Below are 12,590 nucleotides of genomic sequence, written 5' to 3'. Positions count from 1 at the left end.
ACACCATGAGCTGGGCTGTTGAGCTCTAGCGGATATCTGAGTCCGTGCTATGTCCCGCCCCCTGACTAACCGCCCCTTCGGATACCCCGGTCTGTGCATCCTGTGAGTCAACTTCCGAGCTGATCCCTGCTACCAAGTAGGCCTCTCGAGGATTCGCACACAGGGGGAATGATGCCGAAAGTAGACGACGTGGCTGCGAAGCTACGCAAGCAGCGCATGAGTGAGTCGAAGCCTACTGTCCCGGATAAACTCCAAGGCGTTTCAAAGCAAAAGGTGCAACAGGTTCTAGCCGAGCTCTCGCTAACCAATCTTGACTTGGTGGACGCCGTTTACGCCTTACTAGACAACGAAACTGACAACTGGATGCGAAACGCGCCAAAAGGCGCGAAATTCGCAGACGGTGCCACCACTGCGGGGATAGCTTGTCATATCGGTATCCTCCAGCGCGGTAAGACCAAGCTCGACCGAGAGGGTCGCGATTACTGGATCAAGCCTCTGCGTGATCTGGGTGGCTTTGAAGCCATCTATCTACACGACGATCAATTTATCGCGGGTCATCCCAAGCCGAAGTCTCCCTCATCCGCATACAAGCTTGAGGACAATTTCCACATGATTCTGGCAGCGCCAGACGGTGAATGGCAGCACCTTTTGGCGGAATGGATCAAGGAAGATGTGGCCCGGAAACGGGTCGAATTTCAAGCTAGTCTAGCAAAAACTGCAAGCGCCCTAGTCAGCAACGATCATGGAGATCTAATCAAAGCTAGCGTCGAGCACTATGCTGCCAAGTTTCTTCCAGACTTCAGGGTGCTTTATGTCGACGACAGCGACGGCGATCGGGTGAGCATTGAGGAAGCAGAGGCGATGAAGATGGCTGGCGTGTCGTTTAACTTGGGTGACGCTTGGCCAGACATACTAATGTGGAATCCTAAAACCAACTGGCTTTGGGTGATTGAGGCTGTCACCAGCGACGGCGAAGTAGACATCAGCAAAATCACAAAGATGACCGAATTTGCCAAGCGCCACGGTAAGTCGGGTATTGGCTTCACGACTACCTACCTCACGTGGAAGCGTGCAGCCGCGCGTCAGGGAACCCACCGCAACGCAGCTATAGGCAGCTACATCTGGATTCAGGCGGACCCTGCTAAGCAATTTCTTGTCGAATCCTTTGGCTAAGAAGTTCGGCTATTAAGATGTCGATTGCCTCTTGGCTTGAGGGAGCGAGCTGACCAAGCCTCTCGAGTTGAGGCCGGCTTGGATAGTGTAGATTACGTAGGTCGGTCGCGTTTACCTGGGTGTGTCCTGAAAACAGCCGGAAGTAGTTGTCCACGACAGTTGAGTTCAGATAGGCGGTAAGGCCGACCGCAAGTTCCATCGACAAACCTGAGCCATTGTCGTGGAAGTAGTTTAGGTGATTCTCGATTCCTGCTGCCTGCGAGGTATTGTAAACTGATGCGACTATGCGACGCCGCTCCTCCTTGGCGGAAAAGCGTTTCGTTAGTACATACCGTCCGGCTGGGACCAGCTGCGGCCGCGTGTAGTCATCGACTGCAATTGCGTTATGCTTGCGGAAGCCCTCGATAGGCCAGACAACGCCGGCGTCTTTCATATGTCCAGGATAAATCAGTGGTGCTGTGTCCTCACCACTCTCTTTGCGAAGATGGTGCTTAGCCCGGAAATCAACCACTCGTCCGGTCGATACCTTGATACCCAGATTTGCTAACGTACACGGCAACTCCTGTATCCGGCTGGCGAGGTCGGCATCGCCATTAGATACGGCGAGGCGTATGAAAGCATGGGGATCGCTTGGCCTCACCACCTGATCCATCGGAACATGGCGGGTCTCGCTGGCGTCCGTCTTGAGCCGTACGGTCGGGGAATGCGTCTTGTCTTTTCGAGCAAGGAAGATGACGTTCTCCTGTAGAACATCATCGTCGGCAAAGGCCTTCTTCCTCGACTCAAATACGAGGAGTTCAAGCAGCGCGGTATTTGAAAGCAGGTAATGGCGGAAGGGTTCGTAGTAGGGTCCATTGCAGAACGAGCGTGGTGTAATGGCGACCAACTCTCCGCCGTCTTCGAGCTGCTTCACGGCGAGTGCTACGAAGGCAGAGTAAAGGTTGACTGTCTCGATGCCAGACTGACGCAGAGCCGAGCGCCATCGTGATGCGCTGTTAATCTTTCCATAGGGCGGATTAAGGATCGCTCGATTGAAAGAAAACGATTTTGCCAGTAGCGGCTCTGACGAAGCTAGAATGTAGTCGTCACGGATGATTTGGGACCTGAAGGTAACTCCATTGCTGGCACAGGCCAAGGCGCAATTCTCAAGCGTGTCGGCGAGATGCACGGTCATGTCTTCATCAACTTCGAAGCACGTAACGGAAATCGAGGCGGGTTTGGCAGGCCTCGAAAGAGCCTCGGCAATGAACGCAGCGGTGAGGGCACCGATGCCAGCTCCAGCATCGATGAGCCGGATCTCTTGAGGCATCGGGCCAAACATTGATGCCATGCGCTCTGCAATCGGAGCCGGTGTCATGAACTGCCCAAGCTTGCTGCGCCGGCTGACATCCAATTTGGGCGATACCGCAAGTCGAACTTCGTCTGCACGAGCGGTGGCGAGATGAGCGAGCAACTTAGACATCTTATTCATTAGCGAACGCTCGTGTGGTAAAGGTGTGATGCCTGAAGCAGGGTAAACCCGGTCACTTAGCGATCCTTAGTCTCGTTCGGGCAATTGCCTTGCTATAGGAGTGTGCTAGTTATCCAGATATCAGACTTAACCAGGATTTGCAATTCTGATATCTGGATATCTCGCATGGATGATCAACAGGCTGTGAACCCTTTATTAGAAGCTGAAGAAGCGCTGTTTCAGCGCTTGCTCAAGCGGATGATAATGGAGTTCGGGAAGGGCATTACGCTCAAAGCTCCTTTTCAGGCAGTAAACCTGACGTCTTCCGATGGCCTGACTGCTGCAAATGCGGCCGAGTACGTACAAAAGCATGGAACCAAAGCACTCGGTATGCTTGATCTATTCGGTCACCAAGAGATCTCAGGATCAGTGACGCTCGTGGCAGCACAAAAGATAGTAGAGAGCCGGCGGAACAAAGACGAGCCGGTTGCACAAATTCTGTTTCGAGTGCCTGAACACCTGCGAGATGATGTTAAACGATTGGCTCTCGATGAGAAACGGCAGATGGATGAGCTTCTCACCGAAGCTGTCTTAGACTTGCTCCTTAAGTACTACCGAATGCCCAAGGCGTTTCAAATTAGCCCAGGGTCTTAATCAAACTGAGCCTAGGAGGCCTGAAACAGCAGCTGATGAGCTTTATCCTTGCTTCTTCCCTCTTATAGAACCTGACTCTAGAGGGCACGGTGTCCATGGACGTGCGAAAGATGGCCTATGAAGCTGCGCCGGAACCCGAAGAGGTCATTCTCGCCGAAGCTGGTCCGCCGCTCAACACAGTTGCGGATGTGCTGACCTTCGCTCGCGAGAAGGTCACGGTTTGACCGGCATGTCCGATGATACGATCAAGCTCAACCTCAAGATGAGGGTATAATCTCAGATGGCGAGGGTGATTGTGATTCTTGTCAGGGCAGCCAGGTGGGGCCGGTAACGGAATGGATACAAGTGAGAGGATGCTCGAAAACCGTAAGCTCGTCCAGGCCTTGCTGCTGGAAGCGGAGTGGCCTGAACCATTCGCGGGGTTTGTCCATCTCGCTCCATAGGTAGGAGCGTCGGAACGACCTGACCAAACCCGATCTGCTGACGGATCGACTTTACCGCCGCCGTCTCTTCAATGATGCTCGAACGAGCCATGCGCCGCAGACTGCGCAAGAATCTGCCTTTCCGTAATCTCCCTCATGCGACATTGTCCTTCCCAACCTTTGCTCCCTTAACAACCGATATCAGCTGCATACTCTTTTAGCCTTTCTTTCGTTCTCACTGATGGCTGCTCCGTTTTAGACGCGTCTATTGCACGCACAGCCATCCCCACACGCTCGTGGAGTCCGACCAGCATTTTGGAGCGGTCATCCGTGTAAAGCACGTTCTCAGCCTTGGCGCGCGAGAGGGCCACATAGAAGCTCTTCTGCTCCAAAAGATGAGTGGCCGAGCTCTCCGCATTGGCGAAGACCCGATCTGCTGTTCGCCCCTGAGCAGCAAAGGCTGTCGAGACATAGGCATGAGAGAGATGCCGGTCTCGAGCGCGCTCTAGGCTGATTGTCTCAATCCGGTTGCCTTGGAGTTTGACACGGGCAAGGCTTCGGTCTGGGTCGATTGCGATCACGTCCCCAAGCTGCCCATTCACACGCTTCGCCGCTTTGTCGTTCCGGGTAAACTGAACCCGGTCCCCCACGCGAAGCTCTAAAGATTCCTCACGATAGACCTGAGCCTGTGCCGCCCCCCAATGTCTGGGATGCCAAGCCAGCTCTCGTCCGCGTTCATCGTGAAGCGTGATCATATTTCTCGCCTCATCCGCTTCAATGACCCGATAGGCACCATGCCGAGAGACGCCTTTATCGGCGTAATCCTTCGCAAAGCGCACAATATCGCCGAGCTCATAACTCTCCGCCCGCTTGGCCTCCGCTTTTGTCAGATCCTTGGACACGAACTTCGTCGCTTTGAGAGCTCCAGCTCCTAGCTGGCCTCGCTCTATCAGCTTGTTTCGAATGTCCTGGGTCAGAGCATCCCGTCCTTCGCGCGACGGTTCAATGACCAGCGTTTTCTGCCGTTCTTCTCCGCTGAGAGCTGCATAATCCTTGGCAATCTGCGCAAACCGGGCTTCACGACCAGCAATCTCCACCACACGCCCACCGCCGCGATCCAGAGCCTCCAAGGCCTTCTTGGCGTTTCCCTCTAAACTCGCCTCAACGGCCGCCTTCGTATGCTCATTGGTCTGACGCAAGATCGTCGTCAGCTTGGCGGTTTCCATGCCCGCCTCTTGAAGCTGCTCAAAGGCCGCTCCGGCTTCAATGGAGCCAAGCTGCTTGATATCGCCTACCAAAAGCACCCGAGCCCGATGGCTCTGCGCTGTGCTCAAGAGCTTCGCCATGTCTTTGGCAGAGACAAGGGACGCCTCATCGACAATCCAGAGCTGAGGCTGGGAGGTCGGGCGTCCTGGTCCCAGCAGATGCCGCGCCAAGGTATCGGCCCGACTGTCGAGCGCATCTCCCAGAACCTGCGCGGCTGAGGCGGTCGGGGCCAGGGCCGTGACGCGATAGCCTTGCACTTCCGCGCTTTTCGCCACTGTTGCCAGAACGGTTGAGGTCTTGGCGGTGCCTGCGTAGCCTTGGAGCCCAACGATCTGATTGCCGCTCGTGAGGATCTGCGAGGTCGCGGCACGGTGCTCTTCATTCCAGGCGTGCCCTTTGAGGGCTGAGTGCTGCTCGGCTTCAGCCACGGCTTTGCCAGCCTCTAGGGGTGAGAGGATGGGCGCGGCTTTGTGCCGTCCGTCCTCTTCCAGCCGCAAGAGCGTCATCTCATGGGCGATATTTGCCGCCGTCGTCATGCCGTCAAAGGCGGCACCCCGATAATCGAGATAGGTCCGTCTCTCTAGCCCTCCAGCCGTCTCAGCCCGGATGATCGCCTCGGCAATCTCGGCCTGACTGACCGAACCAAGCGCAAAGCGTCCTGCCGCCTCATACAGCGCCGTCGTGGCAAAAACAGAATTGCGCTCGCCCAGCATTGCCGCCCCTTGAACAACAGCCTGATCTGCCAAGAGCTCCTGGCCAAACGCGTTGGGGCTCTCTTGAGCGGCTTGCGCCGCCAAGCGCCCCTGAGCTTCTGCCACAAGCTGACGACGCTTTTCTTCTGTCAGTCCGGCTGAGTCTGCGGCCTCTCTCCAAGCCTGAACGAGTTCAGCCTGGGGCACAGCCTCTTTGGCTTGGCGGGTATCCAGCGCGACCGTCTGTTTTTCGGCGGCACTCGCCTGAGCGCGCGACCTCCCACGCTTTGCCAGTTGGGCCTCAATCGCCTGCGCTCTCTGACTGAACCTCTCCAAGCTCTCAGGAGAGAGGCCAGTAATCTCAAAGCTTGAATCCTTGCCTTTGGTGATCCCGTAGCCCAACTCTGTCACCTCATGCGCTAATTCCTGACGGTAGAGCGCACCCAGCTGCTTTTGGAGTTGATACAGAGCGCGGGGCTCAAGGCTTCGCCAATGGCCGTCTTAGTCCTGCGTCATGTTCAAAATGACGTTGTGGCTGTGGAGCTGCGGATCGAGCGCGCGGCTGGTGCCGTGTCGGAAGCTTGCAATCACGAGATTCTGCGTCACCTCACGGCGGACCTCCCCATCTTCTCGGATGCGGGTTGCCGCCAAGTGCTGCTCGGCAAGGGCAAGGGTGCGCTGGACCGCCGCCTCATGAGCTTCGATCAGACGACGATCGCCAGCGACTTCCGCCATGACCGATACGGACTTCGGCGCACTAAAAGTGAGATCCCATCCAGGGCGATGGCTCCATTCTCCATCGCGATGTGTACCCAGACGCTGATCTTTTGTGATCTGTCCATGAAGGAGGCGTGTAAACGCCTCCTGATCGACTTCTCCAGAGAGGCCCAGCTCAGCCGCGCCTTTTCCCAACCAGACAGACGGCGCAGTGCCATCCTCCGAATAATAGTCATCGGCCTCATAATAGACGCTGGCTCGCGCCGCATTGGTCAGCCCGGAAACGGTCGCCACCATCAGACTGGCCCCCGATCACGCGCGGGTTTGGGTGGAACGGCTGATGTCGGGTTTTGCGCCGTCTTGGATGGCGTTTTCTCAAGGGCGGCTTCATCACGCACAGCATTCTGTCTGTCTTGTTTGCCCCAGAATGTTTTGGCCGGGTCGATCGCCTCAAAAGCTGCGGCTTTTGGAGCGCCACGGGCCGCAATGTGGTCTGTGCTGAGTGCGATTTGCGCCACTGGCAAGCCATCCGGGAGGAGCAGATAGCCGCGCCCTGGTGGCAAGCGGAACTGGCTCTCCATGACAGCAGGCCTGACCTCGCGTCGAGAACTTACAGTGATCTGGGGTTTCCGTGTTTTGGTGTCCATCACGCCCGAGACGGTTTGGATCTCCACCTCAACCTTGCCGATTGTAGCAGAGGCGCGCTCTCGGCTTTCCGTATCCGAGAGCTGAAGAAACAGCTTTGTGTTGCAGTTGCCCAAAATGGCTTGGGCATCTTGCTCACCGTAGCGGCTACGCATCTGACCGATGGTCTGAAAGGTCAGAATAACAGCTGCCCCGAACTGTCGCCCTTGGGGTAGCAGACGCGTCATATTGTCAACGCGAGGAAGATCGGGGAACTCGTCGAGCACAAACCACAAGCGCCGCGTGTTCGAGGGTGGTAAAGCCAGTGTCGCCGAGGCTGCGCATTCGAGCCAAAGCGCCATAAGCGGTTTGACGGCTTCGAAGTAGTCTTCCTTGCGCGGCACAAAGACCCACGGAGCGCGTGTTCCGCCTTTGTGCTTGTCCAAGCTGCCAAAGAACGCAGCAAAGGAGAAGCTGGCCGCGCCCGGTTCCGGCTCAGCCCGCAGGAACATCAGCAGATTGACCGCCTTGGCGAGCATAAAGAGCACGCTGGCTGTGGCGCGTTCTGCATCCTGGGCAAAGGTGCGCGCTGAGGAGGTATGGGCCAGCCAGCGGCCGAGCTCCTCGCTCGTCATATATTGGAGTGCTTCAATCAGCGCGGTCGGTGTTCCGCGGTGTTCTTCCCAAAGCTGGCGCAAGATATTGGCGACCAGGATGCGCGCCGTCTCTAACCAGACGTCTCGATCCCGATCTCCGGTCTCGTTAATCAGGTAGCGCGCAAGACGCGCTGCATCCGCCGGATGCTGGATTTCGTCGAAGAGGTTCCAATAAATCCCACGGGCATCAAAGGGGCTGAGAATGATATCGCCCCGCACAGGGTTATAATACTGAGCGACGAAACTGCCGGAGATGTCATAGACGATCGCAGGCTCGCCACGGGCTTCGATGCCATCAAGCATCTGACGCATTGCTGTGGTCTTGCCGGACCCCGTCGAGCCATCCAGCTCAAAATGGCGGGTTTCAAATCCGCGCGGGATCGGCACTGATCCGATGAAGAGTGGCGCAGGGTCGTCGGGATTGGCCGTGGCCTTGGCGAGCGTTTGGGCTGAGACCAGTTGCGTTCCGCTGATATAGCGGTCTGCCAGCTCAGCCGCCGCTTTGCGCTGTCGTTTGTCTTTGGTGAGCCAAAAACCCGCAATTGCGGCACCGCCACCCAGGATCAGGCCGATTGCGACGCGCTCCATCAGGCCAACCATGCGCCCCCGGAGCCAAGGCTCGCTCAGAACCTCTTGCGCGCCGGTATCGTAGGTTTTGTCCTCAATACTCACGCGCATCGGAACGTCTCTGCCCGTCATCGCCATGACCGGACGTTGGGCTTCAGCACGCAAGAACGATCCTGACAGGCGCAGCGTCTCGCTCTGTGTCGTGGCAAGACCTGTCAGCAAGCCAGTCACGAGGGCTACAAAAACCACGATCAAGATCGCCTGACGCGCACGGGCGCCGCTCTCGGAGCGTCGAAGGGCGCGCAAAGCTTGGGCATGAGCGCGTTGGTCAAGATCATTGCTCATGAGGCGTCTCCGGCATGAGAAAGCTGGCGCTGAAAAGCGGCCGTGATGTCATCACTGAGTTGGGTGTCATCGACACGGGCCGGAGTTGCCGCGCGGGCATAGACATAGGCTGCACACGCCACATAGAGCGTGCGTTCTGTGAGGCGCTCGACATGAGCAACGCGGGCGCTGAGGGCTCCAAGCTCTCGGGCTATCTCGCTGAGAAGCGGGGTTTGGCCGCGCTCATCGATCACGCTCGCGAGTCCGTTGCGAACGCAGAGCTGCAAGAGCGCATAAGGGGTCAGTTCGCGAGCCGCCGCGTGCTTGCGTAGAGCCTGATCAAGCGCCCTTGGAAGGCGCAAGGTGTGTTGGACCGTGCTCATGGTTCCACCTGCCCGTGTAGGCCATCCGCACTCTCGAAAAATCTAGGCGTGCCAATGTGTTGAACAGAACTGCCGGATGTGTAGGCGGATCGCACGCGCTGAAAAGCGCAGCCCCAAGCCGCAGGCCAGTGCGTGGGGTGTGTTCTTCTTTCTGTGGCCCGAGACAAAGTCTCGGGTCGGTCGAACGAGAGAAAGACAGGCTGCCGTTTAGACATGCTGACCTCCCTTAGATGAGGAGGTCGAACGGCGCAGCTTCCGCGTTTTGGGCAGCGTAGGCCGTGTCTCTAATGAGTCTGGATGAAACACTGGCGCTGTGTCGTCAAGGATCGCGTCGAGATCGACCGTTGCACCCGGCGGATGACGTGGCTCGGGGGCAGGCTCACGCTCTTGATACTCCGCGACCCAATCGACTATCGTGTTTTCGATGGCCTGCTGGATCTGTTGGTCCAGGTCGTGGGCGTCTTCTGGCGGTAGGCGAACATCGAAGCCGGGTGTCTCAATAATCGCGCCTGTTGGGAGGTAAGCTTTGCCGTGTTCCAGTAATGGGCCGGAGATGACGCAGGTCGATGTGGAGCCGAGATAATAGGCCAGAGGGTGCCCGTCATAGCGAAACCAATGAGACGTGGCGCAACGGTAGCTCTCGCCGATTTTGTCATCAGTGATGAGCTTCGCGATGATGGGGCTAACCACCCGCAGGATACGGACGGGCGCTTTGACCGAGAGGGTCTGGTCAGAGGCGGGTGATAGCCAGGACTGAAGGCGTGCAAAAGCACTCAGGAACACGGGCATGCGAGATCCTTTTCGCGTTCGAGGACGCAAATTCGTGGAAGAGGAAGAATGTTCGGGAGGTCTGAGGCGGTGTGGCGCTTAACGACGCAGGCGCCGCCTCAGGCCGTTAACGGTAGGATTGGGTCGGGAGGCTCTTGAGCCAGTGCTCAATATCGCCAGAGCGCCATCGGACGCGCCCTCCGCCGACCATGATCGGCAGCGGGATTTGGGAGCGCTTCATCAGGCGATAAATGCTCGACCGGCTGCGATAGCCCGTCATGCGGAGCACATCATCGATCGTAAGAAGAAGGTTTAGGTTCGTGTGTTGTGTCATCATGATCCGTTCCAAGTGATGGGGAACGGATCAAACCTAAATCGTGCGACTCACCATGCGTGAGCTTTTACCCAAGGAGATAGAAAGCCATACGGCGTAAAACGTAAGGCATTGGAATTTATATATTCTTATGCACAAAGTCATTGCGGATCGTCGCAAGAGCACGATCGCGTATCTTGTCATAAGAATGGTTTTTTCCATTCCCTATGATCTTTTTGATCGTTTCCAAAGGCTTTGGATCACGACTGTCTGTCGTCCAAATCGTTTTGATCGTACCTTGCTGCTTTGAACTTTCGAGGACACTGAGAACGTATTCAGCCAATTCGTCCAGAGTGTCTTTCGCCTTTTCATTCGGAAGATTCATAATGCTGCGGAGGACAATTTTGAGCTGCTCAGCCGCTTCGCCGATTTTATGGGTCTCCCCAATATAGGCTTCAATGAAGGCCTCGTGCTGATCTTTTGGAACCTCCGCAAACCAGCGCCCGGTTCGCTTTTCAACGGCATCTACCACCTTTTTGTGGCGCACAACTTTCTCGACCAATGCCTTCGATGTGTTGTTCTGGTTCTTCACGTCACAAGGCGGCTCAAGCTTATCTGTCGGCCAAGGCAGTGACCCCGCAACGCGTCGGACCCAAACATCGCCATGATAAGCCGTCCGCCAATAACGATTAGTCCAGCGGCGGCGCTCATTAAAGTCTGCACCAGAGAATAACAAAACCCACCAGCGGTTCTGAAAAACGTAGTTTGGAATGATACCCTGCGAGGTTTTTGCTTCCCATTCACCCGATCGCAATGCAGCAATTAAGGGGCGCAACTCGGGAAAAGAACTTTCATCCGGCAGGGTAAAAAACGGGATGCGAGAGCGAGTAAAATGAATACGGTCGCACACATATATTGAAAAAAGGAGCGCGCAAGCTGAAATCATAAAAACAAAAAATATGTTTTTATGAGAAGTTCTGTGAAATATCTCATTGAGAACAAATGCTAGCGTAGCTGCTAGAAGGAATATCGCTGAGAAAATTGAAACTAGATATCTAACAAAGAAAATATAAGCCATCTGAAGGATAGATAACTTCGAATAGTCCAATATTTGCCTTTTTCCTTCCGATGGACGATCAGGGTTTACAAAATACCCCCCAACGGTGAAGGCATTTTCCCACGGTGTGATCATGGCCTATTCCGCTCATTTCAGTTGAAAACCAGATCAACCTAAATGATTTATGATTTCGATTGCGAGCAAAACTGCGCCCAAGCCTGCATCATCACGCGCCGTTTATCGAGCAGGTTGCCGCGGCGATAAGCGGCCTCAACCTTGTTTCCAATCGCATGGGCCAAGGCCATTTCGGCGATATCACCATCAAAGGTGGTTTCTTCCGCAACCCAGTCGCGAAACGACGATCGGAAACCATGTGGGACGGCTTCGATCTTGGCGTCTCGACAGATTTTAGTCAGCGTCATGTCCGATAGCGGCTTCGCCCCTCGCTGCCCTGGAAAGACCAGTGGGCTTCGTGCCTCCCGATAGGTCGCAGCTTTACGCAACAGCGTGAGTGCTAGCGGCGAGAGAGGAATGACATGCTCGCGGCCAGCCTTCATGCGCTCAGCCGGAACCGTCCAGAGAGCATTCTCGATGTCAATTTCATCCCACGTTGCGCCCCGGACTTCGCCAGAGCGTGTCGCCGTGAGGATCAGGACCGACAGGGCTAAGCGACCGATTGAATCACCGTCTTGGAGATAAGACAGAAATTGCGGCACCTCCGCATAGGGCAACGCTGCATGATGAACGGGCTTGGATTTAATTCTGGGAAGAGATTTGTCCATTGCTGCGAGCGGCAACGGTAAGGTTCGATAACCTTTACCAATAGCCCAATCGACCACACTGCCAATGCGTTGACGAACCCTGCGTGCTGTTTCGGGCTTCTCTAACCAAATGGGGGCGACAACATCGCGCGCATGATGTCCGTCGAGCTCTGAGATGGAGAGGTCACCGATGATGGGGAAGGCGTAGCGCTCCAGCGTGGACAACCACTGAGCGCGGTGCTTCTGATTTTTCCAGCTCGCCTCGTTCTCGGCGAAGACCAGAGAAACGGCCTCGCGGAATGTGGGAATACCTGCCTCTTTGCGGCGCTCCGAGACAGGATCAATTCCAACCTCGACCTGCATCCGTGTTTTAACGGCACGCTCTCTTGCGAGAGCCAAGGGTACTTTCTTGACGCTGCCTAAGCCGATATCCCGTCGCTTGCCGTTCTTCTGAACCCTGCAAACCCAGGATTTGCTCCCCGAGGGAGTCACAACGAGATAGAGCCCATCGCCATCTCCGTAGCGTCCAGGCTCTTTGGTGGCTTTTACAGAGGTCGCTGAGAACCGGCCCATCTATTCCCACACTCCATACCACGCGTGATGTGGGATAGAGTGCAATTTGATGAGTCGGGATGCAACACGAAATAAGAGGATATCCGCAGAAATCCGCCGTTTATGATACGAATTAAAACTGGATTGTAAGGGTAATTGGCGGAGAGAGAGGGATTCGAACCCTCGGTACGCTATTAACGTACACACGCTT

General features: G+C 55.8%; 11 protein-coding genes and 1 pseudogene. 3 read left to right on the top strand and 9 right to left on the bottom strand.

Features of this window, described 5'->3' with window-relative positions; all coding sequences use genetic code 11:
- The first annotated feature begins 168 nt into the window (after positions 1 to 168).
- Positions 169 to 1,173, top strand: coding sequence for a BsuBI/PstI family type II restriction endonuclease (locus ABF979_RS13825; protein ID WP_415560445.1), 1,005 nt, complete (start codon positions 169 to 171; stop codon positions 1,171 to 1,173).
- On the opposite strand, the gene ABF979_RS13820 is transcribed toward ABF979_RS13825, so the two are convergent.
- Positions 1,142 to 2,644, bottom strand: a complete 1,503-nt coding sequence (locus ABF979_RS13820; RefSeq protein WP_415560444.1) for an Eco57I restriction-modification methylase domain-containing protein — start codon at positions 2,642 to 2,644, stop codon at positions 1,142 to 1,144. The genes ABF979_RS13825 and ABF979_RS13820 overlap by 32 nt on opposite strands.
- 165 nt (positions 2,645 to 2,809) lie before the next feature.
- Between ABF979_RS13820 and ABF979_RS13815 the strand changes: the two genes are divergently transcribed.
- Together ABF979_RS13815 and ABF979_RS13810 are read left to right on the top strand one after the other, a co-directional pair.
- Positions 2,810 to 3,277, top strand: coding sequence for a hypothetical protein (locus tag ABF979_RS13815; RefSeq protein ID WP_415560443.1), 468 nt, complete (start codon positions 2,810 to 2,812; stop codon positions 3,275 to 3,277).
- Between the two features lie 95 nt (positions 3,278 to 3,372).
- Positions 3,373 to 3,501 carry a hypothetical protein gene (locus tag ABF979_RS13810; RefSeq protein WP_415560442.1) on the top strand — a complete coding sequence of 43 codons (129 nt, stop codon included), beginning with the start codon at positions 3,373 to 3,375 and terminating at the stop codon, positions 3,499 to 3,501.
- Positions 3,502 to 3,553: 52 nt separating this feature from the next.
- Here the strand turns inward: ABF979_RS13810 and ABF979_RS13805 are convergent, their stop codons facing one another.
- From ABF979_RS13805 to ABF979_RS13770, 8 genes and pseudogenes are all read right to left on the bottom strand, one after another.
- Positions 3,554 to 3,829: a hypothetical protein gene (locus ABF979_RS13805; protein WP_415560441.1), complete on the bottom strand. Its 276-nt coding sequence runs from the start codon at positions 3,827 to 3,829 to the stop codon at positions 3,554 to 3,556.
- A gap of 58 nt (positions 3,830 to 3,887) precedes the next feature.
- Positions 3,888 to 6,671, bottom strand: a pseudogene (mobF, locus tag ABF979_RS13800) (MobF family relaxase).
- The gene (locus ABF979_RS13795) at positions 6,671 to 8,566 is read right to left on the bottom strand and encodes a type IV secretion system DNA-binding domain-containing protein (protein WP_415560440.1); all 1,896 of its coding nucleotides are present in this window, start codon (positions 8,564 to 8,566) and stop codon (positions 6,671 to 6,673) included. The pseudogene mobF and the gene ABF979_RS13795 overlap by 1 nt, the downstream one beginning before the upstream one ends.
- Positions 8,563 to 8,928, bottom strand: coding sequence for a hypothetical protein (locus ABF979_RS13790; RefSeq protein ID WP_415560439.1), 366 nt, complete (start codon positions 8,926 to 8,928; stop codon positions 8,563 to 8,565). Before ABF979_RS13790 ends, ABF979_RS13795 begins: the two co-directional genes overlap by 4 nt.
- A gap of 207 nt (positions 8,929 to 9,135) precedes the next feature.
- Positions 9,136 to 9,717, bottom strand: a complete 582-nt coding sequence (locus ABF979_RS13785) for a hypothetical protein (RefSeq protein WP_415560438.1) — start codon at positions 9,715 to 9,717, stop codon at positions 9,136 to 9,138.
- Positions 9,718 to 9,823: 106 nt separating this feature from the next.
- Complete coding sequence (locus ABF979_RS13780) at positions 9,824 to 10,033, bottom strand: helix-turn-helix transcriptional regulator (RefSeq protein ID WP_308455498.1); 210 nt, start codon at positions 10,031 to 10,033, stop codon at positions 9,824 to 9,826.
- 115 nt (positions 10,034 to 10,148) lie between these two features.
- The gene (locus ABF979_RS13775) at positions 10,149 to 11,201 is read right to left on the bottom strand and encodes a hypothetical protein (RefSeq protein ID WP_415560437.1); all 1,053 of its coding nucleotides are present in this window, start codon (positions 11,199 to 11,201) and stop codon (positions 10,149 to 10,151) included.
- Between the two features lie 47 nt (positions 11,202 to 11,248).
- Entirely contained in the window at positions 11,249 to 12,400 is a 1,152-nt protein-coding gene (locus tag ABF979_RS13770) for a tyrosine-type recombinase/integrase (RefSeq protein WP_415560436.1), read from the bottom strand.
- Positions 12,401 to 12,590 lie beyond the last annotated feature (190 nt).

It is taken from the genome of Gluconobacter sp. (assembly GCF_047723935.1).
Lineage (GTDB): Bacteria > Pseudomonadota > Alphaproteobacteria > Acetobacterales > Acetobacteraceae > Gluconobacter.
Note: the sequence above shows the minus strand (reverse complement) of the source record. Positions and strands in the feature narration are given on the sequence as shown.